28 protein-coding genes are annotated in these 26688 nt (G+C 43.7%); 7 read left to right on the plus strand and 21 right to left on the minus strand.

Annotation, left to right across the window (positions count from 1 at the left end; genetic code table 11):
• Window positions 1–44: 44 nt before the first annotated feature.
• The 4 genes from B5G33_RS06690 to B5G33_RS06705 form a co-directional block, all read right to left on the minus strand.
• The gene (locus tag B5G33_RS06690) at window positions 45–878 is read right to left on the minus strand and encodes a response regulator transcription factor (RefSeq protein WP_087417122.1); all 834 of its coding nucleotides are present in this window, start codon (window positions 876–878) and stop codon (window positions 45–47) included.
• Window positions 879–897: 19 nt separating this feature from the next.
• Window positions 898–1734 carry a carbohydrate ABC transporter permease gene (locus B5G33_RS06695; protein ID WP_087417123.1) on the minus strand — a complete coding sequence of 279 codons (837 nt, stop codon included), beginning with the start codon at window positions 1732–1734 and terminating at the stop codon, window positions 898–900.
• A gap of 16 nt (window positions 1735–1750) precedes the next feature.
• Window positions 1751–2632, minus strand: coding sequence for a carbohydrate ABC transporter permease (locus B5G33_RS06700; protein ID WP_087417124.1), 882 nt, complete (start codon window positions 2630–2632; stop codon window positions 1751–1753).
• Between the two features lie 70 nt (window positions 2633–2702).
• A complete protein-coding gene (locus tag B5G33_RS06705; protein ID WP_087417125.1) occupies window positions 2703–4010 on the minus strand; it encodes an ABC transporter substrate-binding protein in 1308 nt (435 codons plus the stop codon).
• A gap of 321 nt (window positions 4011–4331) precedes the next feature.
• On the opposite strand from B5G33_RS06705, the gene B5G33_RS06710 reads away from it, so the two are divergent.
• Window positions 4332–5627 carry an ATP-binding protein gene (locus B5G33_RS06710; RefSeq protein ID WP_087417126.1) on the plus strand — a complete coding sequence of 432 codons (1296 nt, stop codon included), beginning with the start codon at window positions 4332–4334 and terminating at the stop codon, window positions 5625–5627.
• Between the two features lie 123 nt (window positions 5628–5750).
• On the opposite strand, the gene B5G33_RS06715 is transcribed toward B5G33_RS06710, so the two are convergent.
• Genes B5G33_RS06715 through citC form a run of 4 tightly spaced genes read right to left on the minus strand, consistent with a single transcriptional unit; the run spans window position 5751 to window position 9896 of the window.
• On the minus strand, window positions 5751–6338 hold the full coding sequence (locus tag B5G33_RS06715; protein WP_242974558.1) for a HutD family protein: 588 nt from the start codon (window positions 6336–6338) through the stop codon (window positions 5751–5753).
• 52 nt (window positions 6339–6390) lie between these two features.
• Window positions 6391–7410, minus strand: coding sequence for an alpha/beta fold hydrolase (locus B5G33_RS06720; protein WP_087417127.1), 1020 nt, complete (start codon window positions 7408–7410; stop codon window positions 6391–6393).
• Window positions 7394–8848 carry a citrate lyase holo-[acyl-carrier protein] synthase gene (gene citX / locus B5G33_RS06725; protein ID WP_087417128.1) on the minus strand — a complete coding sequence of 485 codons (1455 nt, stop codon included), beginning with the start codon at window positions 8846–8848 and terminating at the stop codon, window positions 7394–7396. The genes B5G33_RS06720 and citX overlap by 17 nt, the downstream gene beginning before the upstream one ends.
• Window positions 8838–9896 (minus strand): [citrate (pro-3S)-lyase] ligase, encoded by a 1059-nt coding sequence (gene citC, locus B5G33_RS06730; RefSeq protein ID WP_087417129.1) that lies wholly within the window; start codon window positions 9894–9896, stop codon window positions 8838–8840. Before citC ends, citX begins: the two co-directional genes overlap by 11 nt.
• Window positions 9897–10064: 168 nt before the next feature.
• Between citC and B5G33_RS06735 the strand changes: the two genes are divergently transcribed.
• Window positions 10065–11468 (plus strand): alanine/glycine:cation symporter family protein, encoded by a 1404-nt coding sequence (locus B5G33_RS06735; protein ID WP_087417130.1) that lies wholly within the window; start codon window positions 10065–10067, stop codon window positions 11466–11468.
• Window positions 11469–11539: 71 nt separating this feature from the next.
• Here B5G33_RS06735 and B5G33_RS06740 read toward each other — a convergent pair whose 3' ends face one another.
• The 3 genes from B5G33_RS06740 to B5G33_RS06750 are packed head-to-tail and all read right to left on the minus strand — an operon-like array spanning window position 11540 to window position 13552.
• The gene (locus B5G33_RS06740; protein ID WP_087274788.1) at window positions 11540–12079 is read right to left on the minus strand and encodes a hypothetical protein; all 540 of its coding nucleotides are present in this window, start codon (window positions 12077–12079) and stop codon (window positions 11540–11542) included.
• The gene (locus B5G33_RS06745; protein ID WP_087274787.1) at window positions 12070–12705 is read right to left on the minus strand and encodes a J domain-containing protein; all 636 of its coding nucleotides are present in this window, start codon (window positions 12703–12705) and stop codon (window positions 12070–12072) included. Before B5G33_RS06745 ends, B5G33_RS06740 begins: the two co-directional genes overlap by 10 nt.
• Entirely contained in the window at window positions 12695–13552 is an 858-nt protein-coding gene (locus B5G33_RS06750; protein ID WP_087274786.1) for a DUF5685 family protein, read from the minus strand. Before B5G33_RS06750 ends, B5G33_RS06745 begins: the two co-directional genes overlap by 11 nt.
• Window positions 13553–13764: 212 nt before the next feature.
• On the opposite strand from B5G33_RS06750, the gene B5G33_RS06755 reads away from it, so the two are divergent.
• Window positions 13765–14466, plus strand: a complete 702-nt coding sequence (locus tag B5G33_RS06755) for a GTP pyrophosphokinase (protein ID WP_087274785.1) — start codon at window positions 13765–13767, stop codon at window positions 14464–14466.
• On the opposite strand, the gene B5G33_RS06760 is transcribed toward B5G33_RS06755, so the two are convergent.
• The 3 genes from B5G33_RS06760 to B5G33_RS06770 form a co-directional block, all read right to left on the minus strand.
• On the minus strand, window positions 14453–15076 hold the full coding sequence (locus B5G33_RS06760; RefSeq protein WP_087417131.1) for a hypothetical protein: 624 nt from the start codon (window positions 15074–15076) through the stop codon (window positions 14453–14455). The two genes, B5G33_RS06755 and B5G33_RS06760, sit on opposite strands and share 14 nt — an antisense overlap.
• A gap of 216 nt (window positions 15077–15292) precedes the next feature.
• Window positions 15293–15649, minus strand: a complete 357-nt coding sequence (locus tag B5G33_RS06765) for a P-II family nitrogen regulator (RefSeq protein ID WP_087274783.1) — start codon at window positions 15647–15649, stop codon at window positions 15293–15295.
• 15 nt (window positions 15650–15664) lie between these two features.
• Window positions 15665–16906: an ammonium transporter gene (locus B5G33_RS06770; RefSeq protein WP_087274782.1), complete on the minus strand. Its 1242-nt coding sequence runs from the start codon at window positions 16904–16906 to the stop codon at window positions 15665–15667.
• Window positions 16907–17241: 335 nt separating this feature from the next.
• Here B5G33_RS06770 and B5G33_RS06775 point away from each other — a divergent pair, with 335 nt between their 5' ends.
• A complete protein-coding gene (locus tag B5G33_RS06775) occupies window positions 17242–18033 on the plus strand; it encodes an N-acetylmuramoyl-L-alanine amidase (RefSeq protein WP_087417152.1) in 792 nt (263 codons plus the stop codon).
• A 55-nt stretch (window positions 18034–18088) separates the two neighbouring features.
• Here the strand turns inward: B5G33_RS06775 and B5G33_RS06780 are convergent, their stop codons facing one another.
• Window positions 18089–18559, minus strand: coding sequence for a methylglyoxal synthase (locus B5G33_RS06780; RefSeq protein WP_087274781.1), 471 nt, complete (start codon window positions 18557–18559; stop codon window positions 18089–18091).
• 156 nt (window positions 18560–18715) lie between these two features.
• Here B5G33_RS06780 and B5G33_RS06785 point away from each other — a divergent pair, with 156 nt between their 5' ends.
• From B5G33_RS06785 to B5G33_RS06795, 3 genes are all read left to right on the plus strand, one after another.
• Complete coding sequence (locus B5G33_RS06785; RefSeq protein WP_087274780.1) at window positions 18716–19639, plus strand: diacylglycerol/lipid kinase family protein; 924 nt, start codon at window positions 18716–18718, stop codon at window positions 19637–19639.
• Between the two features lie 13 nt (window positions 19640–19652).
• On the plus strand, window positions 19653–20492 hold the full coding sequence (locus tag B5G33_RS06790) for a glycerophosphodiester phosphodiesterase family protein (RefSeq protein WP_087274779.1): 840 nt from the start codon (window positions 19653–19655) through the stop codon (window positions 20490–20492).
• Between the two features lie 84 nt (window positions 20493–20576).
• Window positions 20577–21227, plus strand: coding sequence for a phosphatase PAP2 family protein (locus B5G33_RS06795; RefSeq protein ID WP_087417132.1), 651 nt, complete (start codon window positions 20577–20579; stop codon window positions 21225–21227).
• Between the two features lie 95 nt (window positions 21228–21322).
• Here B5G33_RS06795 and B5G33_RS06800 read toward each other — a convergent pair whose 3' ends face one another.
• The 6 genes from B5G33_RS06800 to B5G33_RS06825 form a co-directional block, all read right to left on the minus strand.
• On the minus strand, window positions 21323–22339 hold the full coding sequence (locus B5G33_RS06800) for a glycosyltransferase family 2 protein (protein ID WP_087417133.1): 1017 nt from the start codon (window positions 22337–22339) through the stop codon (window positions 21323–21325).
• The gene (gene mutY / locus B5G33_RS06805) at window positions 22340–23392 is read right to left on the minus strand and encodes an A/G-specific adenine glycosylase (RefSeq protein WP_087417134.1); all 1053 of its coding nucleotides are present in this window, start codon (window positions 23390–23392) and stop codon (window positions 22340–22342) included.
• 17 nt (window positions 23393–23409) lie between these two features.
• Window positions 23410–24093: a DNA/RNA nuclease SfsA gene (gene sfsA, locus B5G33_RS06810; RefSeq protein WP_087274775.1), complete on the minus strand. Its 684-nt coding sequence runs from the start codon at window positions 24091–24093 to the stop codon at window positions 23410–23412.
• Window positions 24090–24929, minus strand: a complete 840-nt coding sequence (locus tag B5G33_RS06815) for an HAD-IIA family hydrolase (RefSeq protein ID WP_087274774.1) — start codon at window positions 24927–24929, stop codon at window positions 24090–24092. The genes sfsA and B5G33_RS06815 overlap by 4 nt, the downstream gene beginning before the upstream one ends.
• Window positions 24930–25008: 79 nt before the next feature.
• Window positions 25009–25377 (minus strand): DUF1667 domain-containing protein, encoded by a 369-nt coding sequence (locus tag B5G33_RS06820; RefSeq protein WP_087417135.1) that lies wholly within the window; start codon window positions 25375–25377, stop codon window positions 25009–25011.
• Window positions 25377–26666: an NAD(P)/FAD-dependent oxidoreductase gene (locus tag B5G33_RS06825; RefSeq protein ID WP_087274772.1), complete on the minus strand. Its 1290-nt coding sequence runs from the start codon at window positions 26664–26666 to the stop codon at window positions 25377–25379. Before B5G33_RS06825 ends, B5G33_RS06820 begins: the two co-directional genes overlap by 1 nt.
• Window positions 26667–26688: the final 22 nt, after the last annotated feature.

Consider the following 26688-nt stretch of genomic DNA (forward strand, 5'->3'; position numbering starts at 1 on the left):
TTCTGATACTTGTGGGGCCTTTTTTTCTTATTCTTTCTCTGCGGTCACTGTCTGCTTTCAGCCATTTCCAAAATTCTTTTAATCGTATAATGCTGTTTCTCCTTTCCCTGCCTGCGGAATTCTCCCGGACTGCATCCGAAGGTTTTCTTAAATACCTGGCTAAAATATTTCTGGTCGCTGAATCCTGTCAGATCACAGATAAAATGAATCCTGGCATTATCCTGCCCCAAAAAATTCACCGCCGCAGTCAGCCTTATACTGTTCAGTATAGTACTAAAAGAATATCCTGTCTCCTTTTTTATCATTCTGGAAAGATATCCTGCCGAATAATGGTACTTTTCAGCCAGGGAATTCAGAGAAATTTCTTTTGCATAATTAGCCGCCATATCCTGAAGGATTTCCATAGCCTGCCGATTTGCCCCCTGAAACAGCCAGGAAACCTGCTCCCCAAAGTCCATAGATCCTGACGCTGCCTCATATTTTCTTACTACCTCTGCCCGGTATCGTTTTCTCTCCAGAGTCTGAATAACTCTCTCTACAGTTTCAATGATATCTTTTCTCCGAATAGGTTTCAGCAGATAATCTGAAACCTCATTTCTGATAGCTCTTCTGGCATACTCAAAATCAGAATAGCCGGTGAGAAAAATAACTGCAGTATCCATGGAACATTCCTTAATGTATTCCGCCAGTTCCAGCCCGGAAAGCCCGGGCATTTTAATATCACTGATAACAACGTCAATTTTTTCCTCTGTAAGTATCTCCTTTGCTGTCAGTCCGTTTTCAGCCTGATATACCTCTTCAACCCCAATATCTTTCCAGGGAAGAGATAACAGACCATTACGGATAATCTGTTCATCATCAGCAATCAGTAATTTCATTTTTCTCACCTGCCTGTCGTTAACCTTTTACCGCTCCTGCAACCATACCTTCCATAATATGTCTGTGCAGCCAGATATACACAACAATACTTGGTACGATGGTAATAATAACTGCTGCAATCTCAACCACATAATTGGTTGCATACTGCCCCTGAAATTCCGTAAGACCTACCGGCAGGGTCATCTTTGAAGAATCTGTCAGGAAAATCTGGGGAAGAAGCAGGTCATTCCAGATATTAATAAAGGTAACTACCGCCACCGTTACAATAGAAGATTTTGATATTGGCATAATGATCTTAAAGAATATCTGATAAATATTGCAGCCGTCCATGACTGCCGCTTCTTCCATTTCCTTTGGAAGGGAACCCATAAATCCTGACATAATAAAAATCGCCATTGGAAATGCAATTCCTATATGAGGGATGATAACTGCCAGATGGGTATTCAAAAGGCCCATTCTGTTGAACATAGAGAACAGAGGCACTACCATGGCATATACCGGGATCATCATTCCCAGCAGAAACACATTCAAAGTCAGCTTTGCCAGCTTCCAATGCATACGGGTAATGGCATAAGATACCATACTGCTGAGAATAACCGCAACTGCCACGGCTGATACCGCAATGATAACAGAGTTCCCAAAATATTGCAAAATATGCCCTTCCTGGATTGCCTGGATATAGTTCACCGGACTGAAGCTTTCCGGAAGCCCCCATGGGTTCGCATAAAGCTCAGAGTTTGTCTTAAAGGAGCTCAAAAGCAGCCAGAACAGAGGATACAGACAGAGAATGGTAAAAAATATCAGGAAAATATATTTCAGTACTAAAAATACTTTTTCTTTTGGTGATAATTTCATATAGTTTTCCCTCCCCTTAAAACTCAATAGGTTCTGACCGGAACACAAAATTGGACAGAAGCACAGAACACATACAAAGGATCAGCAGGATCACGCCGATGCCTGCAGCATAACCGTATTTCAGAGTACGGAATCCCTGGTAAAACATATATGTTGACATAAGCTCTGTTGCATGGTTTGGTCCGCCGCCGGTCATAACAGATACCAGATCGTAGTATTTCAGAGATCCTGTGATGATCAGCACCGCATCGACTTTCAGGATAGGTTTGATCAACGGGAAAGTAATCGACTTAAACTGTACCCATTTGCTTGCCCCATCAATTTCCGCCGCCTCATAGTAAGATTCCGGGATATTCTTCATAGCTGCGATCTGAATAATCATATGATAGCCCACAAACTGCCACATAACTACTACGATAATGCAAAACAAGGCTGTATTTTTATCCGCCAGCCATACATGCTGAAGACTTCCCAGGCCGATGATTTCAAGAAATTTATTTACCAGCCCGAACTCGGAATTGTACACAAAAGTCCAGGTAAGTCCTACCGCCACGCCGCAGATAACGCTGGGCAGGAAAAATACGGTCTGAAAAAAATGGCTTCCTTTAATCTTCTGGAATAAAATATTTCCGAAAAACAGAGCCAGGGGAAGATGTGCAATCAGAGAACCGATCACCATCAGGATATTATTTCCCAGGGCTTTGGTAAAAGTACCGTCCTTAAACAGGTTAACATAGTTCTGGATCCCCACAAATTTACTGGGACTCATAAGATCCGTCTGAAGAAAGCTTACATATACATTATAGCCAATGGGAATCAGCACAAAAACAGCATAGATCAAAAAAGCAGGCAGTACGAAAACAGCTATACTCTTTTTATTTCCTAATACCTTATTCATAACGCTCCTCCGTTTTCCTTATTCGAAGACGGAGCTGAACCAGTATGCGTCCAGCTCCGTCTTTTAAACTTTATCGGTTTGCATTGTCCTCCGCAAATTGCTGAAGGGAATCAAAGGCTGTCTGTGCGTCTTCGCCTCCAAGGACTGAAACACAGGTATTGTTAAATTCTACGCCCTCGCCAGCACCAAACTGCCTGTCCCACCACGGGGTAAGGCCAACCTGTGAATTAGAAATGTTCAGCACATCTACCATAAGGGGAGAAATCTTTGATTCATCGATCTCATAATTTCCTGCTGGAATTCTTGCATAATCATACAGGAGAGTCTCTTCAGCTTCCTGTGAAGTCCAGTATTTCAGGAAAGCAACTGCGGCGTCTTTATTTTTGCAGGTTTCCGATACAGAGAAGCTGGTATCTACAGACCCAACAGAAATATTATTGTACTGAGGATCATATGCCGGAAGTACAAATGCTCCTACATTTTCACCAATTTCACTCTTTGCACATTTGTCAGCATCCCAGGCGCCCTGGAAATACATAGCAGCCTGTCCGCTGGTAAAGAGATCTGTAGATTCTTCCGGTCCCATTCCAATATAGCCATCCTGGAAATATCCGTTGTCCGCCATTTTCTTTACTTCTTCTGCAGCTTTTACATGGGTTTCATTATTCCACTGTTCTGTACCATCGCACACATCTTTGAAAAGCTGATCTCCTGCCATGCCGCCGGCGATCTGCTGAACAAACTGTGCCGGGATCCAGGCGTCTGTTCCGCACATGGTCATCGGCGTCACGCCATTATCTTTCAATGTCTGGCACACATCTAAGAACTCTTCATAAGTACCAGGTATTTCCACGCCGTTTTCCTCAAAAATCTGCTTATTATAGAACATTACACAAAGAGATTTCTGAGTAGGCACCCCGTAATTCTTCCCGTCATAAGCCAGCAGATCCAGGGTTCCGTCTGCAAAGGAATTTTTCCACTCCTGATCCTCTTCCAGATAAGAAGTGATATCTGCTACTTTTCCGCCCTCTACGAAAGGCTGCAGGTATGAAAGTTCCCAGGTAAAGAAAATATCCGGCACTGCGTTAGAAGCCATAAGGGTAGTGAGCTTGGTCTTATACTGTTCGTTCTCATAAAACTCAATCTCCACAGTAACTCCATACTCATTGTTTTCCGAAAACTGCTCCGCAATAGCGTTATACCCGTCAATGTATGTATCTGCCTCCGTACCTACACACATAACTGTCAGGGTATCTCCGCCTCCTGAACTGCCGGAACCGGAATCTCCTGAAGATGAACCGCCTCCTCCACATCCGGTCAGCAGCAAACTTCCTGCCGTTAATGCTGAGAGCATTACCGCTACAATTTTTTTCTTCATTTTCGTTCCTCCTTCATGTTTTTTGATGATATAACTTTATCACTTATCACATTGACGAAACAGGTATGTTTTTTACCTAAAAAGTTGAATATTTTAACCGTTTTTTCTCCGACTTTTCTTTTTATTATCGCCTTTTGCACAATACATACATAAAAAACTGTCGCAGCAAGACGTTTTTCTGTTCATTGCGACAGTTCTTCATGTCAAAAACCAATTATATCCAAAAAATATTCGTGTATTTTAGTGTTGTAACCCAAGTATAATCCATTGATATTTACACGAATATATGATATGTTATATTCAACACTGGGAGGTCTGATCATGTATCGAAAAATTATGAATTTTTTAGAAGCGTGGAAAGATAACGAACACCGCAAACCTCTTATTTTACAGGGAGCACGGCAGGTCGGCAAAACCTATTCCATTCTGGAGTTCGGACGCACGCACTATGAAAATGTGGCGTATTTTAATTTTGAAACCCATCCCAAACTGAATAAAACTTTTGAGGAAAATATCAGCCCCGATTATCTGATACCGATTTTATCCCATATCGCAGGGCAGACCATTGTGCGTGAAAAGACGCTGATTGTTTTTGACGAGGTGCAACTCTGTGAGAGGGCATTGACTTCCTTGAAATACTTTTGCGAAGATGCACCTGACTATCATATCATTGTGGCGGGAAGTCTGCTAGGTGTTGCGGTAAACAGGGCAAAGTTCTCTTTTCCCGTAGGTAAGGTGGATATGAAAACCCTCTACCCTATGGATATGGAGGAATTTATGATAGCCTGCGGCGAGAGTGTACTTGTAGAGCAGATCAAGAAATGCTTTGCAGAGGATAAGCCTCTGCCCTCTGCTTTGCACGATGCGGCAATGCAGCTTTACCGTCAATATCTTATTGTCGGCGGTATGCCCGAATGCGTTATGCAGTTTTTGGAAACAAAGGATTATATCTTAGTGCGGCACACACAGGATACGATTTTGGCGAGCTATCTCAATGATATGAGCAAGTATAACAATCTGAATGAAATCAAGAAAACAAGGCTTGCTTATGATAACATCACCGTACAGCTTTCCAAGAAAAATACCCGTTTCCAATATAAGCTGATCAAAAAAGGAGGTCGTGCGTCTGAGTTTGAAAACGCCATTGAATGGCTCTGTCTGTCTGGCATCGTTTCACAGGTGTATAAGGTGGAACAGATCAAGAAACCTTTAGAAAACTACCGTGATATTGATGCGTTCAAGATTTATGTTTCCGACTTAGGGCTGCTCTGTGCAAAGAAAGATTTAGCGGCAAACGATGTTCTCTATATGGTCGAGGAAATCAATGATTTCAAGGGCGGTATGGCTGAAAACTATGTCAATTTGCAGCTTACCATCAACGGGTACAAGACTTACTATTGGGTGTCTGAGCGTGGAGCCGAGATTGATTTTATCATTCAGCGTGACGGTCAGCTTATCCCTATCGAGGTCAAATCTGCCGATAACACACGGGCAAAGAGCTTAAGGGTCTATATGGAAACCTACAAGCCCGCCTATGCCATCAAGCTCTCTGCAAAGAACTTCGGTTTTGAGGATAATAAAAAGATTGTTCCTCTTTACGCCGCATTCTGTATCTAATGTTGAAATGAGCCAAAAACCCCGATGCTTGCATCAAGCTAACAGAGATGCAAACATCGGGGTTTTTTAACCCTTGCGGCAGTCGCCAAATGTACATGACTGCTTCTGAAGCAAAAATATCATTTACTTGTTATCTACCAACCCTCGGCAAATCCCCATTTTGGCAGATACGGGACCTGGATTTTTGATAATTATACTTTTTCTCCATTCTTTCTGAATGAAGGTTTCTTTCTCTGACAAAGTAAAGTCGCTGCTTAGTATTTTCCCTTCTCTCACATAGACTGCCAGAAAATTCTCATTCTCATCAGGAATAATTTCATATTCCTGCCCGACCTCCAGGCAAAGAGCCTCCATTCTTCCCTTGGCCCCGTTTTTCAGCATCAGATTAAAGTCCACGACTCTTCCATAACTGACTGTAGGTACCCCGCCGTCGAAGCGGTCCACCTCATAGGGTGCCAGGGAGACTTTCTCTTCTTCTCCATGAACCATATCCAGGTGTCCCTGAAAGATCATCAGATAACGCTCAACTCCCGGCAGGCTGGTAAACTCTGACCGGTCTACATCTACTGTTGCGCTGCTGATCCGCAGCTGAAAATTCCCAGATTTATAATCTCCATCTTCAGGGTACAGGTAAAGCTCTGTAGTATCTCCTCCTGACCATCTGGAAACCTTATAGTCTTTCTCTGTTCTCACAATCATTTTCTCACCCATCTGTAAAAACCTCCCATTTAGTAAGTTTGATATTCTGCTTAGCTCATTGCTCTCAGGAGTCAAAGACCCTCGCGGCAGTCGCTAAATGGACATGCGAGCATGCCCGCTTGGCTCGTTGCTCGCGGGAATAAAATTCCAGCACTTTGTTCAGATAAGGTCTCAGTATATTATTTCCACATCTGTAGATCTCGTGTTTCGCTCCCGGCACTCTTATGAGCTTCCCCTGGGGCAGCCGGCGGATAAATCTCTCCTGCGGTCTGGGGTAGACCAGAGTATCCATCTGAGCCTGAAAAAGGGCCACAGGTATGTCTATCTTTTTCCAGGAGCGGGCCAAAATTTCACGGCTCATGCGGTAAGCCTCCAGTCCCCACTGATAGCTGGCGCCATTATTCTGAAATTCCGACACCCTTCTCCTCTTCTCATAGTAATAATCAAATCTGGCTCTGGATAGGCAGGAACTTTTTTCAAAAGTTTCTTCATCCCGAAACCCATGCTGTCCCAGGGCATATTCTTCACCCCTTCCCATGGAACACATAAGAAAAGATGCCAGATAGGCCAGAACAGGCGGAATATATCCTGTACGGTGGAGAATCATAGGAGCGTTTAAAATTCCCTTCTGAAATCTCCCCGGATTTTCTGCCAGAGTCACTGCAGCAATGGCTCCTCCCATAGAATGTCCAAAAATAAACATGGGCAGTCCGGGATTTTCCTCTGACGCCCTGGCAGCAACAAAACTCAGATCTTTTACATATCTCCAGAAATTATCTATATGAACCTTGCTGGGGTCCTTAGTCAGTCTGTAAGACCGTCCATGTCCGCAGTGTTCCGGAATATACACGGTAAAGCCCGCCTGATAAAAATACCAGGCCAGTTCTTTATATTTTTCTGCACTCTCGCAGAAGCCATGAGAAATCAGGATAATTCCTTTAGCCTCTTTTTTATGGAGAGAAAGGCAAAAAATCTTCTTTCCTATTTCTCTGGTATAGTAACTTTCTCTTCCCCAGGCGTCAAAGCAGGACTCTACGTAATCCCGGATTTCTTCTGAAAAATTTTTCTCATCTAAAAGTCTCAACGCATTCTCCCCTTTCTATGTCAAAGGTTTCAAAGGGACATTGTATATTTTTGAGGAAATGCAAAAAATAGGTCAGTGCCAGCATGTCTGCACTTCCTCCAGGGCTGATATTCCTCTTAACAAAATATGTATCCAGAGCTGGAATGATTTCCAGCTGCTCTTCAGGTCCGGATGTCTTTAAAAACTGCTCCAGCTCTTTCTGTATTTTCAAAACCGTGTGGTAGTCAGACCGTATGATCATATTGGTATCTTCCACAGAAGAAATATACTGGAGCAGGGTAAGGAGACCGGCATCATTCAGACTGTAACCTTCCTCCAGGAGTTTCTCAAAGTAAAAAACTCCTCTTTCCAGGACATGAGGAAAACCTCTCCAGGCTTCTCCCCGTATTCCTTCTACCTGGTATTCTGCATAAAGTTTTTCCCCGTGGGTCCTGGGCCCTCTCTCTTCCAGTCCCTTATAATCTGCCATCAGATTGCTCGTCAGGCTCCGGCATACTTCCCCAAAAATCTTTAGAAAATCATTGTCGCGAAAATCTGCCATCAGACTTCCTGCTCCATATCCGGCACAGCAGCAGAATATCCCGCCGGAGAATACCATCCCTTTATGGGTATTAACTCCTCCCGTTGCCTCCCTCATGTTTTTTTCTCCTTCTATTCCCAATACTCTTAACTTTTCAAAAAGTCCTGGAAGCTCCTCTTTTTCCCCGGAAAAATTCAAGCCTTCCCTGGCACATTGGATAAAATAAGGGGTCAGGGCATATGCGCTGTCTGCAAAAGTTATAAGGCTCATATCCTGATGAGCTCCGTTGTGGGCCCGGTCTACAAGCCCCGGCTTTAATGTGGCGTTTACTTCATAAAGAAGGCTTTTCTGCATCAGAAGTCCAATATGGGAGGCCATTCTTTCTATATAAAAGTTTTCCATCATCTGGATTTCCCGGTGGAAAACTTCTTGGGCAGAATGTCTTCTGGACCGGCTGCAGTAAAAAGCCGGCTCACCGCAGAGAAGACACTTTCTTTCTGAGAATCCCAGTTCCTGCCTGGAAACTTTTCTTCCAGTGCTGTCCAGCACATCAAAGTCAAAGAGCCTTCCCAAAGGGTGCTTGTCTTCCGCTGTGGCAAGGCTTCTTTTTATTTTTTCAGGGGACAGTGTCAGCGAATAAAAGCTCTCACAACCTGTATTTTCTCTGTTTTCCAGGCTATAGATAATCTCTCCCTCTTCTTCTTTTACCGCCTGCTGTATCAGCTTATTTCCCACATCAAAAAGCCAGACTACAAAAGGAAATGTTTTCACCGGCCCTGGAATGTTCAGTGTAAAGCTCACCAGAGAAGCCGGTTTTTCTTTCATAAGTTCTCTCTGAATTTTTCCCCGTCTTTCCCTTGCGTCTAAAATTTCCCCCAGGGAAGCTTCTTTTCCCTCTGTCCATAACTCAAGTCTCATCTCTACTCTCCCTGTTCAGCAGTTTTTCTCTCAGCCCCCATCCTTCCTCGGAAGCCAGATAAGCATAAGTTGTTTCAGGCACCATTTCTTTCAGAGTCTCCCAGTCTCCCTCCAGAAACTTTTTTCGCACATATGTAGCGCTGATCACCTGTTCCCGGTTTCTGCACCGGGGAATCTCTGTCACTTCTATTCCATAATCCGGAAGGATTTTTTTCATTTCCTGATTATACACTCTTGTAATTTCCGAAAAAGGCTCCTCTCCCACATAGCGGCAGTCTATATGAAAAGCCTCTTTAAAATAAGTCCCGAAAATTTTCAGATCCAGCAGCACCGCCTCACCTGAAGCTTTTGCCTTGTCTTTCAGAAAATAATCCGGGAAGGTGGCATGGGAAATCAGATAATCTGAGCTGCCATGAACATAGACATTTTTCAGATCCTCACAGCCTTTTTTTACCAGGTCCAGTCTTACCTTAGCCGGAAACTCCGAGGCGTCCTCTGACAGTACGAAAACATGAAGAATCTCACAGCTTGCCGCCGCATATTCCACCAAATACCTATGGCCCTTGGTAAAAGGATTGGCATTCATTACAATAGCTCCTGTCTTTAAGGAAAAATGTTCTTCATAAGGAGCCGCTTCTTTTTTCAGATAATCTCTGATCCCGTTTATTTTATTTTCCATAAGCAGCATATCCTGGGTATCCATAATGGGCCAGAACCCAAGATCCTGAAAATAACTTTGATTGACTGGCTTTGTAAACACAAACAGATGGGTAATCCTCTCTTCCCAGGCGTTTTTCATAAGGAAGGACATCAGTTTCACCATCAGCCCTTCTCCCTGAAACCCAGGGTCTACAGCAATACATTTCAGTACATTCCCCTGCCGGGAGCCACAGGCTGCAATCTCTCCCTCCCTGGTACGCAGCACTACAGAATACTGAACCTTTGTGTCAAAGTCCAGCCCCTGCCGGGCTAAAAAATCCTTCATTTTCTCCAGTTTTCTTCCCCGAAAGGGACGTCCTTCCTCCTGATAAAACTCAAATCCCTCCATGTCATTCCCCTTTCTTCTGAACTAATCTGATTCTACCATATCCTACTCAAAACAGCCAGGCCCTTATTGTCTTTCCGTCCTTTTGAAAAATTCTTGTAGACAAGCATATCTTATTACGATATTATAGGAGAGCGATTCTATAAAGCAAAAGAAGGGAGACTGATAATCATGCTGACTGATTTTATCAACGGACTAAGCGACCTGCTCTACAGTTATATCCTGATCATCCTCCTTTTAGGAACAGGAATCTTTTTTACTTTCAGAACACGTTTCGTGCAGTTCCGTCTTTTCATCGAATCAATCCGTGTTGTGGCTCAGCCTGGCTCTGATGAGAATGGACTTTCCTCCTTCCAGGCGCTGATGGTATCCACTGCCTCCCGGGTAGGAACCGGAAACATTGCCGGTATCTCAACCGCCATCTGTCTTGGCGGACCAGGGGCTGTTTTCTGGATGTGGCTTACCGCCATCCTTGGAAGCGCATCTGCTTTCATCGAAAGTACTCTGGCACAGATTTATAAAAAACGTGCTGAGGACGGAAGTTCCTACGGCGGCCCTGCTTACTATATTCAGGCCGCTCTCAAAAAACACTGGATCGGGGCCATATTCGCTGCATTCCTGATTCTGACATATATGGGCGGCTTCAATCTGGTAGCCTCCTTTAATATCGCAGATTCTTTCCGTGCTTACAGTTTTTTTGACGAAGCAGCTACTCCTCTGATCGTCGGTTTCATCCTGGCTCTGATCTTCGCTCTATGCATCTTCAGAGGCAGCAAACAGATTTCTAAGATTACAGAAGTACTGGTACCTTTTATGGGAATCTTCTATCTGGCAGTGGCTCTTTTTGTAACTGTAACCCACTATACTCTGATTCCCAGGATGTTCTCTGACATTTTTTCCAACGCCTTTGATTTCCAGGCCATTTTTGGAGGATTTACAGGCTCCTGTGTTATGAACGGTATCAAAAGAGGGCTTTTCTCTAACGAGGCCGGCGTAGGCTCTGCTCCTAATGCTGCTGCCAGCGCTTCTGTGTCCCATCCGGTGAAGCAGGGTCTTGTGCAAATGCTTTCTGTGTTTATTGATACGATCCTGATCTGTACTGCTACTGCCTGTCTGCTGCTGTGTTCCGGCGTAGCTCCAAGTGAAGAGCTGAAGGGTATGCCCTGGGTCCAGGCGGCTGCTTCAGAATCTCTGGGCAGTTTTGGAACCGTTTTTATCACCGTAGCCCTGTGCCTCTTCGCCTTTACCACACTGATCGGTAATTTCTATTATGCAGAAATGGGACTGAAATACCTCTGCGGAAAAACTCCCGGAAAGGCTCTTCTTAATCTTTTCCGTGTCATTGCTTCCCTGATCGTACTGGCAGGAGCTGTCATGGAATTCGGCCTGGTATGGAGTACAGCAGATGTTCTCATGGGCTTTATGGCTCTCATCAATCTGCCCGTTATCCTTATACTGGGCGGCACTGCTGTCCGCTGTATGCAGGATTACGTAAAACAGAAAAAAGAAGGAAAAGATCCGGTATTTAAAGCTTCAGACATAGGACTGAAAGATAAAACCGATTTCTGGAATTAAAAAATGAGGAGCTGCTGCGCCAGGTTACTGGCTGCCACAGTTCCTCATTCCATATTCTTCTAATTTTCTTTTTATCCTTTTCCAAAAAGCTTTTCTCTTACCTGTCCCCACAGATGTATCAGGAAATAATCATAAGCCCGGTCATACACAAACAGGGCCGCCTGGCCTCCAAGAACAAATACCAGAAGCATGGTTTTCGGTATTTCTCCGGCAAAAAGGAGTTTTGGAAACAAAAAAAGGGCCGGAAGATACATGATATTAAAAAGGAGCAGCTTTCCCAGAATAAGAAGTATTTTTCTGCTTTTCCACCCCGGATGTTTTCCAAGAAAGTCCCAGAGAAACTCTACTCCCAGGACATAAATGCCCATCATTGCATAAGTAATACAGTAAAGTTTCTGAGGCGCCAGGAGTACTCCCAGAACAAGGCTTCCCACAAAGAAAGCCAGTCCATATTTCAGATCAAACTCCCGAATGATCACCCCAACAAGAAATGCTGCTGCTGCCAGAAGAAACAGCGTATTAAAATCAATAATGCCGCTTAATATGATCAGTACCACGTCGAAAGCCATAAGAAGCCCTGACACAGCAAGTTTTCTGGTATTTACATGCATGAACAAAGATCCCCTCCCATGCACTCACAAAGAGTATCTGCACACCACAGGTCGCAGCACATATTTCCGGTTCCGCAGGAAGAACCTCCGGTTCCGCCCCCATAGTAGCTTCCTCCCTGATACCGGTTGCTGTTCCACTGAAGACGGTTTACCAGGTTGGCATACTCCGGATTTCCCGGGTCCATGCTCTGAGCCTGGCGGGCCAGATTTAAAGCATTTACATTATTGCCCAGTCCCATATTGGCGCAGGCGCTTAAATAGTACCACTGAGCGTTCCGGTTCTGCATTCTGGACAGAACATTCAGGGCCTGCTGGTACTGACGTCCGTTAATATAGTTGTAAACAGCCTGATACTGGAGGTTATCCTCGCTGGAAGCAGTATTCTGATAGCTGCTGTTGTTTCCATAGCCTTCATATCCGCTCTGATAGCCTCCGTCTCTCTCTTTCATGATCTGGTCATAGGCTTCCTGAACTTCTTTAAATTTTTCTTCTGCCAGATCTGCCAGAGGATTATCCACATAGGAATCAGGATGATATTTTCTGCTCAGATCCCGATAAGCCTTCTTTATTTCGTCGTTAGTGGCGTTTGGTGAAACGCCTAATATTTCATAAGGATTATTTACCATGGTTTTCTTGACTCTCCTGTCTTTCTTTTTGTATTTTATTATATTTTGCCCAAACACCGCTGTACAGAATATTTCTCAAAAGCTCTGCATCCTGAAGGCAGGGCAGTTTTTCAAAAGCACCTGTGGCCTCTCCCATCATCATGATGAGCATCCGGCGCACTTCCTGTTCATACTCTTCTTCACTCCGGCATTTCTTTCTGGTCACACTTAAAGGATTATACGCCCCTGTCTCTCTGTCCTTAGGGAGGTCATCATAGGCATCCATAATATATATAAATTTTCCCAGATAAAAACCGAATTTGCGGAGAGTTTCTTCCCAGTAATCCTCCCGGATCACAAACAAATCTTCCATCAAAGCACCAAAGGCCCCTGACACAATATCAATATCCATCAATTTCTGTTCTTCATAAACAGCCAGCTGGCGAAGCTGTTTTTTGATCACACTGGCCTGTCTTGGATATTCTTTGCAGATTTGGGCTGCCTTTTTTCTGAACAAATGGATTCCTGCGATTCCCGGCAGGCTTCTATCATCCTTCCAGTCATCTTCAAACTTAAAATAAGTAAGAAGAATGTTCATCTTCGCCCCGTATTCTGAGATATCATTCTGGAGCATGGGGATTTTTTTCACCGGATGTAAAGGACAATGAGACTGAAATTCCCTGTTGTCCGCCTCATAAAGAGAGGAGAGAAATATGATCAGAAAAGTCATATCATAAGTCAGGGTCATCCGCCCTCTGAATCCGTACTCTTCTTTCAGCTTCCGACACAGCCCGCAGTAATAGGCCTTGTATCTGTAAAACTCCTTTACCTTCAGTTCCGGCTTATCTATCATTACATATCCAAACATTTTATTACTGGACCTTTCTGCAGAACCTCTGCGTATATGATGTTACAGTTTCCATTTGCTTTATATGCCTGTCAGCATCATATCAGTCTATTATACTATAAGTTATTTCAAATTGCTATCTTTTCTTGCCATTGACGGACATACGTTTTTCCGCTATACTGAGGAAAGCTTTTAACGGAATGCAGCACACAAGAAAGAGGTGTTAAAGTACTATGAAAAATAATATTAATCAAAAATTCCCCCTGGAGGAAAAACTGGATATCGCTTCCCCGGAAAAGTTTATCAAAAATACAGATCATTTCAATTCCCTGATGATGCGTTACCGCTGTGCTATTCGTGAGATAAGCACCAAGCTGGAAGTCCTAAACGACGAGTTTTCCATTAAATATAACCGCAATCCTATCTCCTCAATTAAAAGCCGCATTAAAACTCCTCTGAGTATCTATAATAAACTTCAGCGTCTTGGCTACGACTTTACTGAGCAGAATATTGAGGAACAGCTCAATGATGTTGCAGGAATCCGGGTAATCTGCTCTTTCATGGACGATATCTATATTATGGCAAAACTTCTGGCCGATCAGGATGATATTACCGTCCTTAGGATTAAGGACTATATTCAGAATCCTAAAGACAACGGCTACCGCAGCTATCATATGATCGTGGAAATCCCTGTGTTTTTCGCAGAGGGAAAAACGCCTATGCGAGCGGAAATTCAGATCCGCACCATTGCCATGGACTTCTGGGCCAGTCTGGAACATCAGCTCCGATACAAAAAAGAGCTGGGCAGCAATGATCAGTATGCCATGATCAGCCAGGAATTATATGACTGCGCATGTACCATTACTGCCGTTGACAAACAGATGCAAAATATCAAAAATCTTATTGAAGAATACAGCACCCTCACTCCCCAATAAAAGCCTGCAATAGTTTTTCATTGGCGGAATAGTAATCCTGTATTTCTTCCTTTTCACTCAGTCCGCTCTCACCATCTATAATGCGTAAAGCTACCTTATATTCACTGGCGGACTGAGGGCTTCCCGCATCCTTATATCCCTGGCATTCCTGGATGGATACGTAATCCTCTTCATTTTCCGGAAAAACGCCCTGGTCTTTATACTCTTCATAGTTTTCCTCATTCATGAAGAAAATCATACTGGTACCTTCCTGAACATCAACGATAAATCTGGTCTGCATGGCAGCAAAGACCTGGGGATCAAATCCATCATCCTCTTCATCCGGACAGCTGTAATCAGAAATCTGTACATGGACCTGGCCGTCACCATTCAAATCCTCACCATATTCCTCAAACCATGTCTGAAGAGCCTGGCTGTCTTCTTCGGTCATAGAATAATCTCCCAAAAACGCAATGCTATAATCATAATCAATTTTAGTCACCATGTCTCTGATAAAGATAATTACAAAAAACAGGATAAAAGCCCCGATCAGCACATGGAACTTGTAGTAATAGAAAAAGTTTTCTATCTTTTTCTTTTTTTCCTCTGAAAGTAATTCTTTTTTCTTCATTTTTTCTGTTTCCTTTACTCTGTTGTAATTCACTGCTCAAAATTTTAACACTTTCCTGTGAACAAAGGAAGTCCAACAGATAAAATTTATGAGATTTTAATATTCTTTTCATATTGTGCCGACTCTTTCACGCAAACCGCCCTGCAGAAAAGAAAGGAAAGCTTCTTTTCTGCAGGGCAGTTTCTGCCAATATTTTATCCTATTTCTGTTCCGTCATCAGTCACTTGCCTGGATCGCATCATATCCTGTCTCTTTGGTACGAATCTTATATGCGCTTTTGATCTCGTAGCTGAAGATTTTTCCATCGCCGGCCTCTCCGGTATAAGCGGCTTTCTGTATGGCATCAATGGTTTTCTTCTCCCATTCCTCAGAAGAGACCACAATCTCAAACTTAATCTTGGGCTGCATCTGCATATCCACCTGCATACCTCTGACTACCTCTTTATATCCTCTCTGGATTCCCACACCCATTACCTGGGATACGGTCAATCCGTTTACTCCAATCTCGTCCAAAGCTGCTTTTACATCTTCAAATTTTTCTTCTCTTACCATTGCTTCTATTTTAATCATCATACATCTCACCTCACACTACTGATCCAGTCCATTAAAGCTCGGATATGCACTTTCGCCATGCTGTGTAATATCAAGACCAATCTGCTCTTCTTTGACTGTAACGCGAAGAGGCGTGATCACTCTCACTACTGCCGCACATATCAGCGTTCCCACCACTGCTATGGCAATAGTCACCAAAATACCGGCAATCTGGGCAAGGAAAAGACGGTAATCTCCGAATACCAGCCCATTCCACTGAGCAGTATCATTAATTGAACTCATACCGAAAAGACCTGTAGCAATACCTCCCCAGATACCGCCAAGCCCATGGCAGCCAAAGGCGTCCAGGGCATCATCAATTTTCAGTTTTTTCTTCACTAATTTTACCCCAAAGTAGCAGATAGGACTTACCAGTCCTCCGATAATAAAGGATGACCAGATTGGTACAAAACCTGCGCCGGGAGTAATTGCCACAAGACCTACTACAAGACCTGTAGAAGCGCCTACCAGAGTTGGGCGTTTATCTTTGAGCACATCCAAGAGCATCCATACCAGCATGGCCGCTGCAGAGGCAATACCAGAGGTCATAAATGCATGAGCAGCCAGGCCGTCTGCGGCCAGAGCGCTGCCTGCATTAAATCCAAACCATCCGAACCACAGCATGGTTGCCCCAAGTACCACAAAAGGAATATTGTGTACACGATATACGGTAGTCTCATATCCCCGGCGTCTTCCAAGGATAATAGCCATAGTCAGGGCGCTGACTCCGGAACTGATGTGTACCACATTTCCTCCCGCAAAGTCTACGGAACCGATAGAAGCCAGAAAGCCTCCTTCTCCCCATACCATATGGGCCAGCGGATAGTACACAATAATTGACCATAAAATAATAAACAGGAATAAGGCTTTAAAACGGATACGTCCAACCAGGGATCCCGTTAAAAGGGCCGGTGTGATTACCGCAAACATCATTTGAAAAGCACAATATACCAGATGGGGGATATTGTCTGCATAAGGTCCTGCTTCCATGTCTACACCGTTTAGCCCGAACCAGCGGAAATCACCGATAACTCCTCCGTGGTTTCCTCCAAAAGCCAGGGAATATCCGAACAGACACCACATTACAATAGCCACTCCCATGATCGCCACACAAGCCATCATGGTATTTACTACATTTTTTCTTCTAACAAGACCTCCGTAAAAGAAGGCCAGACCGGGGGTCATAAAAAACACCAGCGCAGCCGAAATAATCATAAAAGCAGTATCTCCACTATTCATAAACTCTCACTTTCCTTTCTCCTCCCAGAACTTCTCTGCCATAAAGGCAAAAAGGTTCTGTCATATTTTCTTTTTCATCTGTGGGCAGAGAAACTATGCCCGATGAAGATCGTTTTTTTGATTTTTACTGCGCAGTGTTTCAATGCTACGGAAACTTTCATTTCCGAAAAAAGAAAAGGCGTTCAAAATGCTCCTGCATTTCAAACGCCTTCGTTTTAACGAACTTTAGTCTAGCACAGTGTTAGCAAAAAAGCAAGTGTTTTTTTTAGATTTTGTAACTCTTTTTCATTCTCTGCATATCCTGAATGGAGAGAAATTCCATGGAGTGCAGACCTATGGCCTATAAAATCATGATTGACAGCGGGCACGGGGGTAATGACCCGGGCGCCGTATATGAAGGACGGCAGGAAAAAGATGACGCTCTCCGACTGGCTCTTGCGGTGGGAGATATTTTATCAAGAAACGGCGTAGATGTAGAATATACCCGGACAGGAGACGTTTACCAGACACCTTTCGAAAAAGCACAGATTGGAAATGCCTCTGATGCTGACTTTTTTATTTCTTTCCACCGAAATTCCAGTCCTACACCTAACCAGTACAGCGGGGTAGAAACTCTGGTTTATGACCAGTCAGGGCGAAAGCTGGATATGGCAGAAAACATTAACGGAGCTCTGGGAGAATTAGGTTTCCAGGAGCTTGGTGTAAAGTCCCGGCCCGGTCTGGTGGTGCTGCGGAGGACAAAAATGCCGGCAGTCCTTGTGGAAGCCGGATTTATTAACAGTGATGAAGATAATGAAATCTTCGACTCTCAGTTTCAGGATATAGCCCAGGCAATTGCCTCTGGAATTCTGGGAACTCTGAATGAAGAGACAGTAGAAACCCCAGGAAATTCTCAGGATATTTTCTATCGTGTTCAGACAGGGAGCTTCAGAGAGCGGGCAAATGCTGATAATCTCCTTTATGAACTGGAAGATCAGGGATTTCCCGCCTTCATCCTTCGTGAAGACGGTCTGTATAAAGTGCAGGTTGGAGCTTTCAAAAATCTGGAAAACGCCGTAAAAATGGAAAGGTCTCTTAGGAATGCCGGGTACAGCACCTGGATTGACGCTGCCCCTGCTACTTACTGATGAAAATCCAAATACAAAACGGAAAGAGGACCGGGGATATCCTCAGTCCTCTCTTTTACATAGATTCTGCTCTTTCTTTTATATTCTTCTTAAAATTAATTACTTCGTGATCATATTCTTTATCCATATACAGAGAAGTGATCATGAAATCTGCGGTAGCTCTGTTAACAGCCATAGGAATATCATAGACCTGGGCAATCCTCATCAGGGCTTTTACATCTGGGTCATGGGGCTGAGCGGTAAGTGGATCTGAAAAGAATACCACAAAGTCAATGACGCCTTCTACAATCTTGGCTCCTATCTGCTGGTCTCCTCCTAAAGGTCCGCTGTTATAGCCTTTTACCCTAAGACCTGTTCTGTCAGCTATCATTCTGGCGGTAGTTCCTGTTCCATAAAGATTATGATTCTTTAAAACCTCACTGTGGTCCATACACCACTGTATGATCTTGGCTTTTTCATTATCATGGGCAATCAAAGCAATATTCTTTTTCTTTTTGATCGTAAATGTCATATACTCATCATTCATCTTTTTTCTCCGCCTTCCTTTGCATATTTTTTGATTTCTTTCGCCTTTTTTCAGGAATTATTTAATAATAATTTCATCTTATTCTAACATAATTTCCTTGTTCTCACAATGGGAAACTGCTACAATGGTACCCAGAGGAAAGCAGGTGTTTGAATAATGTTTTATTTCATTGTAAATCCCCATGCCCGTTCTGATCAGGGCATGGATATCTGGAAAAAGGCAGAAGAGATTCTTGCCGCTGAAAAAGTAGAATATGAAGTATTCTTTACTAAATATACTGGGCATGCCAAAGAACTGGCAAAACAGATCGCTGTTCTTTCTCTTCCATGTACTTTGACAGTACTGGGAGGAGACGGGACTCTGAACGAAGTCATTGACGGCCTTGCCCAGACAGATTTTTCTCGTATCACCCTGGGCTATATTCCCACAGGCTCAGGAAATGATTTTGCCAGAGGTCTGGGAATTTCTTCAAATGTGACAGCATGTATGAATTCTATACTTTCTCCTTCAGACTATGCTCTGGTAGATGTAGGAATGTCCCGGACGTCAGCAGGAAAACATTATTTTCTTGTAAGCAGCGGCATAGGATATGATGCGGATATCTGCCGCAATGTAATGAAAACACCTATGAAAAAAGCTTTGAACAGGCTCCACATGGGAAAACTCACTTACGTTTATGTAGCTCTGAAGCTGCTGCTGGGCTACCAGTGCTGTCCTGTGTCTGTCCGGATTGATAAAAAGGAAATCCACCGGCTGCCCCGATTCTACTTTCTGGCTGGTATGAACATGAAGCAGGAAGGCGGTGGGGTAAGATTTTGTCCCGGAGCCCGATACCAGGACGGCCTTCTTGATGTCTGCCTGGTAGGAGACCTTCCCAAAGCCAAAATCCTGACACTTTTCCCTACAGCCTTTATAGGGAAACATACCAGATTTCACGGAATTCATATGTATCGGTGCCGCCGCATAGATATTATCAGTGAAAAACCTCTTCCCATCCACTGTGATGGAGAATCAGCAGGTTCTCACCGGCACCTTACTATTTTAAATACACAGAAAAAGATAAAGGTTATTCTAAAGTAACAGGAGGAAACATATGAAGATACTTTTTATTATTCCAATTGTCTTACTTGTACTTTTTTGTCTCTATTTCTACTGTATCATGCCGCGGCTGACCAGAAAGAAAGAGGCTCAGGACTTCATTCATCATCTTTTTGCCCACAGAGGGCTGTTTTCCAAAGATCAGTCCATCCCTGAAAATTCTATGGCTGCCTTTGCAAAAGCTATAGAACACGGATACGGCATTGAAATGGATATCCAGCTTACAAAGGATAATCAGCTGGTAGTCTTTCACGATCACACCCTTACCAGGATGTGCGGCATTGACCTTCCTGTGTGCGAAATGACTTATGAACAGCTGCAGAAATACACGCTCTTTGATACAGACGAAAAAATTCCTCTGTTTAAGGATGTTCTGAAGCTGGTAAAGGGCAAAGTTCCTCTTCTGATTGAAATCAAACTGCCTACTCTGCGTACATATACCTGTCAGGCGGCAGATGAATTATTACAGAATTATCAGGGAAAATATTGTATAGAGTCTTTTAATCCACTGGCTTTAAGATGGTATAAAAAGCATAGAAAAGAGGTTGTCCGGGGACAGCTATCTGCCAATCTGACAAAGCCCGTGACAGAAGCAGGATTTCTGCTCTCTTTCCTCGTAAAATACCTGCTGCTGAATTTTTTAGGCAGACCAGACTTTATCGCATACCGCTATACAGATACCCAGAACGTAAGCTTTATGTTAAACAAATGCCTATGGCGAACCCCGACTTTTGCCTGGACAGTACGTTCTCAGGCGGTTCTGGAAAAGTACCGGAGCAAATTTGATTCCATCATTTTTGACGGTTTTGTTCCTTCTCATAAACATTCTGTTTAAAATATTAAACTAGTGTAAATTCCATTGTTATCAGAAATCTACTGTGCTATAATGGGTTCAGATTTAGATGTGTGAGGTGAACTTATGAATTTTCTGAAAAAGTACCGACATACTCTGGCAATCCCCGCATATGGAATTCTATATTTGCTGGCTTTTCAGTATGTGGAGCAGCGTTCTGTACGCCATCATATTATCCACATGAAGATAGATGATTATATTCCATTTTGTGAGTATTTTATAGTACCTTATTTTTTATGGTTCATTTTTATTGCAGCCACAGTATTTTATTTTGCCTTTATCAATAAGAATAAAAAAGAATACTGGCAGCTTGTTCTGTCCCTGGGTATAGGTATGACTCTGTTCATTATCATTTCTCTGATTTTTCCAAATGGACAGGAACTGCGCCCTTCTCTTTCAGGGGACAGCATATTTATAGAAATGGTCCGGTATTTATACAAAATAGATACTCCTACCAATATATTTCCCAGTATCCACGTTTTTAACACTGTGGCCTGCTGTATTGCTATTTTCCGGCACAAAGGGTTCCGTTTTAAAAGACTTGTTCCCATAGCCGCAGGCATCCTGGGAACGCTGATCGTTTTATCCACCATATTCCTGAAACAGCATACACTGCTGGATGTAGTTGGCGCTATTGTTTTAAATGTTTTCTGTTACCAGCTTCTTTACAAGCCAAAGGCAGTTCAGGAAAAACAGCCTGCCAGAGTCAGAGCTTAATGTGAATATATTATTTTTAAAAAATATCCCGGAAGTCTCATGTATACCAGTTAAGACTCCGGGATATTTTTCGTCCGCCTTTTTAATTTCTGCTTTTAATTAAATCCATAAAATTTCTGTGCCAGCTTATAAATCGCCACACAAATATTTCTTCCGCCTCCTCCGGGAAGGTTCACACCTCTTCCCAGGATTCCCATACGCAGCTTTCTGTAAATACGGATATCCGCACTTTTCAGATACTTCCAAAGTTCATTTTTCTTCTCCAGGTTTTCCTCAGTTCCTGAACGAATAAGCATAATAGAAGAAACTGTTGTAATGATTTCCAAATATCTGAGCATATATCTGCGGATATTTTTTCCTATATTTTTCTTCCCTGCAATGGCATCGATCATCAGCTTATTTACCCGAATCTGCTGGTCAATCCGCCGTATCATCACATCTTCATGGACAGACTGATCTTCTCTGCCGATAAAATAGCGGTAGAAGTTCACGTCCATATAGTACATGGTCCGTACATTGGGCAGAGGCTGGTAGACAAAAAGATTGTCTACATAAAATGTATGTTTTGGCAGTACCAGGCCGCATTCTCTTAAAAGTCCGGTACGGTAGATTACAGAATGCATAAGTATATATTTTCCCAGAGGCATCCTTCCCATCTCTTTCCAGGTAAAGATTTTTCCCTCCGGCATATACTTGGTATACCGCATGATTTTCTTTCTTTTTGCTCCCTGCTTTTCATAGACAAAATTGCTGATCATCATATCCAGTACCTGGGGACCTCCGGCAATCTCCTGAAGCTTATCCAGGATTGCATGGTAGGCTTCAGCATTAACCCAGTCATCACTATCCACCACTTTGAAGTAAAGCCCGGTGGCATTTTTGATCCCCGTATTTACCGCTTCACCGTGTCCTCCGTTTTCCTGGTGAATCGCTCTGACAATATTGGGGTATTTAGCGGCATACTCATCGGCGATCTTCCCTGTATCGTCCTGTGAGCCGTCATCCACAATGAGAATCTCCACCAGATCTCCGCCTTCTAAAAGGGAATCCACACAGTTTCTCATATACGCCTGTGAATTATAGCAAGGTACTGTAACCGATAACAATTTCATCTAAAAGTCCTCCTCAATATACTTTCTGTAGGCTGAAAATGCGGAAGGAATAGGATATCTTCCCCTGGATTCTTTTTTATCCGCAAAAATCAGTTCCCCAATCTTTTTCTCCTCTGTAGAGGCTACTTTGATAAAATAGCCCTTCATCCTCCACTCCACATGGGAAAAGATATGTTTTGCCTCTCCCGCACCGGAAATATGAAGGGGGATAAGTCCCAGGCTTTCCACATAAGCAAGAATTTCTTCTCTGGAATGGTAACCCTCCAGATTCGGCAGCTCATAGAGTCCTCCCAGAAGTCCTCCTGCCGGTCTTTTATGAATGGCATATTCTTGTCCGTTCTGAAGGATCAGCACGGTTTTTTCTTCTATCCGCCTGGCTTTTTTTGGTGCTTTCCGGGGGTATTCTACCACTTTTTCATGGGCTTTGGCAAGACAAAACTCATTCACCGGACATGACTGGCATCGGGCCGGTCCGTTAGGGACACAGACTGTAGCCCCAAGCTCCATCAGGCTTTGATTAAATTCCCCTGGGCATTGGGCAGGCATGATCTTCTCCAGCATGTCCTCGATCTTTTTTCTGGTCCTCTGTTTTAAAATGTCCTCCGGCTCCTCTGTGATCCTGGCAATGACCCTGAGCACATTTCCATCTACTGCAGGCTTTGGAATCTTATATGCAATAGAAGCGATGGCGCCTGCCGTATAGCTGCCGATTCCCGGCAGTCCCAGGATCTTCTCATAGTCTTCCGGTATCTCTCCGCTATACTGCTCCACAATTTCAAGAGCAGCTTTCTGCATATTCTTTACCCGGTTGTAGTATCCCAGACCTTCCCACAGTTTTAGAAGTTTTTCCTGGGGGCACCGGGCCAGGTCCTCGATTCGGGGAAGGGCCTCCAGAAATCTGGCATAATATCCCTTCACTGCCTCTACCCTGGTCTGCTGGAGCATAATTTCTGAAACCCACACATGATAGGGTGTAGGGTCTGCCCTCCAGGGCAGCTCTCTTTTATTTTCCTGGTACCAGGAAAGCAAAGGCTCTACGATTTCTTCTAACATACCAACTCCTGATTATTTTATACTAGTAAAACCCTAACAGGTTTTGACAAATTAATCAAGTCTTTTCTTACATGACAGTCATAAGCCAGGATGTTGACACCTTCCTGTTCTGCTTTTCGAAGAGCCTGACCAAATTCCGGATGAGTCTCGTCGTTGGGTTCAAAATATTTTACCTTCTCCATCTGAATGACAAACATAATATATGCCTCATAGCCATCCTTTATACACTGACACAGTTCATGGATATGCTTTACGCCCCTTTCTGTAGGCGCATCTGGAAAACGCACTACTCCCTCTTCCTCCAGAGTCACTCCCTTGACCTCCATAAAAATCTTCCGCTCTCCCGACTCAATATAGAAATCAAATCTGGATTTTCCGTATACAGTCTCCCTTTTCACCACAGCGCCTTCTCCGAAAAGTTCTCCTTTAAGGAGCCACTCTTCCACCGCCCTGTTAGGTGCCTGGGAATCCATATTGATCAGGCGCTCTCCTTTTTTCACAGCAATCAGATCATACTTGGTCTTTCTGGCAGTATTACTGCTTCTGCTCACAAAAACAGTGGTGCCGGGAATCAATAATTCCCGGCATCTTCCTGTATTTTTCACATGACAGATTTCTTCTTTTCCCTGAATTTCCACATGGGCAATAAAACGGTTTGGGCGTTTTATAAAAATTCCCGTCTCAACGTTTTCATATCTCATAACTCTCTTCCGTCCTTATCTTCTGTCAGTCCTTCATATATTTCCTTTACGCTTTGGAAAATATAATCCGGCTTTACTTCTCCCTGGCGGATGTCTTCCATAGAAGCCTCTCCGGAAAGAACACAGATGGTATCTACTCCCGCCCTGGCTCCCGTCTTAATATCCGTATACAGCCGATCTCCAACAATAACAGCTTCTACTGGCCTTTTCTTAAATTTCTTCAATACACAGTCTACCATAATGGGCTCTGGTTTTCCAATAAAGAACGGCTCCTTGCCTGTAGCGTTTTTCAGCATAATGCTCATGGAGCCGCAGTCCGGAATATATCCGAAACTCACGGGACATACCAGATCCGGGTTAGTGGCAAGATAAACCACATCTTTTCCAAGCATAATACAGGTATTGCGGATTTTTTCCGAGGTATTCTCCGTATCAAAGCCTATAAGAACAATAGAGGCTCTGTCATCCACCTCTGTGACCACATCAATCCCTTCCCGGCGGAGTTCTTCCACCAGGGAACGGGTTCCCATACAATATACTCTCTGTCCCGGATAATTTTCCTTTATATACATGGCAGTAGCCTGGCTGGAGGTATAGAAATTTTCATAGTCAGCCTGGATTCCCATAGCCCTTACCTTTTCCACGTAATCTGCCGCTGACTTGGAAGAATTATTGGTAATAAAAATATATTCTCCTCCTCTTCGGCGGATTTCATCCAGAAAATCAAGGGTTCCTTCAAAGATTTCGTTTTCATTGTATATTGTTCCGTCCATATCCAGAAGGTAAAGGGTCTTTTCTTTCAGTCCGTCACTGTTCTTCCCTGTTATATCCTGCATAGTCTCTCCTTTTCATATTCCCAGTCCTGCCATTGTCCGAAATCTGCCGGTACTTTCTGAGTATGTTTCGTCTGATTTCTCAGGCGGCTGAAACATTTTTTGTAGCGATAATGGAAACACCTGTGCCGCATATATTCTCCAGCACCACATCTCCTATGGCAACCGGTGCCTGGACCTTCACATCCTTCAAAACTCTGGCACAGTCCATAATCTTTTCTTTCGGTATGTCAGAAGCTGTTTTTACAGAAACCACCGGCATAAGACCTCCTGAGACTCTCACTGTGGAAGTCACAATCCTTGTAGGATTCGTTACCTCTTTCTTTCCGTAAGCCTCCCCTTTTGGGCAGGTATTTCCCTCTACTTTTACAACCTCTCCGTCCTTCATCGTTACTGTCAGTCCACAGCCTAAGGGACAGTTAATACAGATCAGTTCTCTCGTCTCTGTCATCACGCTTCCTCCACTTTCACCACAATTTTATCCAATCCTTCTGCTGCTGTCAAATCCGATTTTTTCAGCACCAGCTGTTCCATCTCCCCAGGAGCCATTTTTTTCTTTTTCTTATGCAGTATCCTTTCCTCTCCCCGGTATACGCTGACATAAACATCTTTAAAAACACTTCCTACCCGAAAGCGGAGAGTGACTGTCTCCTCCATATGTTCCGGCCTGATAAGCTGTGGAACACTGTAACGGATACCTCCTTCTGTCTGAATCCTGATTACCGGCTCTTCCTTTTCTCTTTCCTGGTCCTTACCCCAGTTACAGATATACTCTGCTGCATGGATACCAGCTCTTCCTGCCTCTTCAGATACATAATCCACCAGGTCATGTACATGGAGTACATTTCCGCAGGCAAACACTCCTTCCACACTGGTCTCCAGACTTTCATTTACTACCGGCCCTGAAGTAATAGGAGAAAGCTGAGCCCCCAGCTTAGAGGACAGCTCATTTTCCGGAATGAGTCCGCAGGACAGCAAGAGGGTATCGCAGGAATAGAATTCTTCTGTTCCCGGAATGGGCTTCCTGTTTTCATCAACTTGAGCGATGGTAATTCCTGTTACTCTTTCCTTTCCCTGGATATCTACCACAGTATGGCTGAGCTTCAAAGGGATCTGAAAATCCTCCAGACACTGGACAATATTTCTCTGAAGACCGCCAGAATAAGGCATGAGCTCCGCCACTACCTTTACCTTAGCCCCTTCCAGAGTCATTCTTCTGGCCATGATCAGACCAATATCTCCGGATCCCAGGATCACAACTTCCCTGCCGGGCATATATCCTTCCATATTTACCAGCCTCTGGGCGGTTCCTGCAGTATAGATTCCTGCCGGACGGTATCCGGGAATATTCAGGGCTCCTCTTGGCCGTTCTCTGCATCCCATAGCCAGGATCACTGCTTTAGCCCGGAGAAATACAAGACCTTCCTCTCTATTCATAATGGTAACCACTTTTTCCCGTCCTTCCAGAGAAATATCCAGCACCATAGTATTCAACCTGTATGGAATAGAAAGCTCCATAGCCTGGTCGATATATCTCTGAGCATATTCCGGTCCTGTCAGCTCTTCTTTAAAGGTATGAAGGCCGAATCCATTGTGGATACACTGATTCAGAATGCCGCCCAGTTCATGGTCTCTCTCCAGTATCATAATGTCCTTTACACCGGCTTTTTTCGCCTGGATGCCTGCGGCCAGTCCTGCCGGGCCGCCGCCTACTATGATCAAATCGTATGTATTCTTCATATCTATGTCCCTTTCCCCTATC

Source organism: Blautia sp. An81, assembly GCF_002161285.1.
Lineage (GTDB): Bacteria > Bacillota > Clostridia > Lachnospirales > Lachnospiraceae > Blautia > Blautia ornithocaccae.

What these genes read in the sequence shown, in the direction of transcription:
- B5G33_RS06715 (WP_242974558.1), bottom strand. Translation starts at nt 6,338, where the DNA reads ATGGGTGAGAAAATGATTGTGAGAACAGAGAAAGACTATAAGGTTTCC.
- B5G33_RS06775 (WP_087417152.1), top strand. Translation starts at nt 17,242, where the DNA reads ATGGCCTATAAAATCATGATTGACAGCGGGCACGGGGGTAATGACCCG.
- B5G33_RS06795 (WP_087417132.1), top strand. Translation starts at nt 20,577, where the DNA reads ATGAATTTTCTGAAAAAGTACCGACATACTCTGGCAATCCCCGCATAT.
- B5G33_RS06700 (WP_087417124.1), bottom strand. Translation starts at nt 2,632, where the DNA reads ATGAATAAGGTATTAGGAAATAAAAAGAGTATAGCTGTTTTCGTACTG.
- B5G33_RS06690 (WP_087417122.1), bottom strand. Translation starts at nt 878, where the DNA reads ATGAAATTACTGATTGCTGATGATGAACAGATTATCCGTAATGGTCTG.
- B5G33_RS06815 (WP_087274774.1), bottom strand. Translation starts at nt 24,929, where the DNA reads ATGCAGGATATAACAGGGAAGAACAGTGACGGACTGAAAGAAAAGACC.
- citC (WP_087417129.1), bottom strand. Translation starts at nt 9,896, where the DNA reads ATGGAGGGATTTGAGTTTTATCAGGAGGAAGGACGTCCCTTTCGGGGA.
- B5G33_RS06800 (WP_087417133.1), bottom strand. Translation starts at nt 22,339, where the DNA reads ATGAAATTGTTATCGGTTACAGTACCTTGCTATAATTCACAGGCGTAT.
- B5G33_RS06735 (WP_087417130.1), top strand. Translation starts at nt 10,065, where the DNA reads ATGCTGACTGATTTTATCAACGGACTAAGCGACCTGCTCTACAGTTAT.
- B5G33_RS06740 (WP_087274788.1), bottom strand. Translation starts at nt 12,079, where the DNA reads ATGCATGTAAATACCAGAAAACTTGCTGTGTCAGGGCTTCTTATGGCT.
- B5G33_RS06755 (WP_087274785.1), top strand. Translation starts at nt 13,765, where the DNA reads ATGAAAAATAATATTAATCAAAAATTCCCCCTGGAGGAAAAACTGGAT.
- B5G33_RS06750 (WP_087274786.1), bottom strand. Translation starts at nt 13,552, where the DNA reads ATGTTTGGATATGTAATGATAGATAAGCCGGAACTGAAGGTAAAGGAG.
- B5G33_RS06790 (WP_087274779.1), top strand. Translation starts at nt 19,653, where the DNA reads ATGAAGATACTTTTTATTATTCCAATTGTCTTACTTGTACTTTTTTGT.
- B5G33_RS06710 (WP_087417126.1), top strand. Translation starts at nt 4,332, where the DNA reads ATGTATCGAAAAATTATGAATTTTTTAGAAGCGTGGAAAGATAACGAA.
- B5G33_RS06825 (WP_087274772.1), bottom strand. Translation starts at nt 26,666, where the DNA reads ATGAAGAATACATACGATTTGATCATAGTAGGCGGCGGCCCGGCAGGA.
- B5G33_RS06695 (WP_087417123.1), bottom strand. Translation starts at nt 1,734, where the DNA reads ATGAAATTATCACCAAAAGAAAAAGTATTTTTAGTACTGAAATATATT.
- sfsA (WP_087274775.1), bottom strand. Translation starts at nt 24,093, where the DNA reads ATGAGATATGAAAACGTTGAGACGGGAATTTTTATAAAACGCCCAAAC.
- B5G33_RS06760 (WP_087417131.1), bottom strand. Translation starts at nt 15,076, where the DNA reads ATGAAGAAAAAAGAATTACTTTCAGAGGAAAAAAAGAAAAAGATAGAA.
- citX (WP_087417128.1), bottom strand. Translation starts at nt 8,848, where the DNA reads ATGAGACTTGAGTTATGGACAGAGGGAAAAGAAGCTTCCCTGGGGGAA.
- B5G33_RS06780 (WP_087274781.1), bottom strand. Translation starts at nt 18,559, where the DNA reads ATGAATGATGAGTATATGACATTTACGATCAAAAAGAAAAAGAATATT.
- B5G33_RS06770 (WP_087274782.1), bottom strand. Translation starts at nt 16,906, where the DNA reads ATGAATAGTGGAGATACTGCTTTTATGATTATTTCGGCTGCGCTGGTG.
- B5G33_RS06765 (WP_087274783.1), bottom strand. Translation starts at nt 15,649, where the DNA reads ATGATGATTAAAATAGAAGCAATGGTAAGAGAAGAAAAATTTGAAGAT.
- B5G33_RS06820 (WP_087417135.1), bottom strand. Translation starts at nt 25,377, where the DNA reads ATGACAGAGACGAGAGAACTGATCTGTATTAACTGTCCCTTAGGCTGT.
- B5G33_RS06705 (WP_087417125.1), bottom strand. Translation starts at nt 4,010, where the DNA reads ATGAAGAAAAAAATTGTAGCGGTAATGCTCTCAGCATTAACGGCAGGA.
- mutY (WP_087417134.1), bottom strand. Translation starts at nt 23,392, where the DNA reads ATGTTAGAAGAAATCGTAGAGCCTTTGCTTTCCTGGTACCAGGAAAAT.
- B5G33_RS06785 (WP_087274780.1), top strand. Translation starts at nt 18,716, where the DNA reads ATGTTTTATTTCATTGTAAATCCCCATGCCCGTTCTGATCAGGGCATG.
- B5G33_RS06745 (WP_087274787.1), bottom strand. Translation starts at nt 12,705, where the DNA reads ATGGTAAATAATCCTTATGAAATATTAGGCGTTTCACCAAACGCCACT.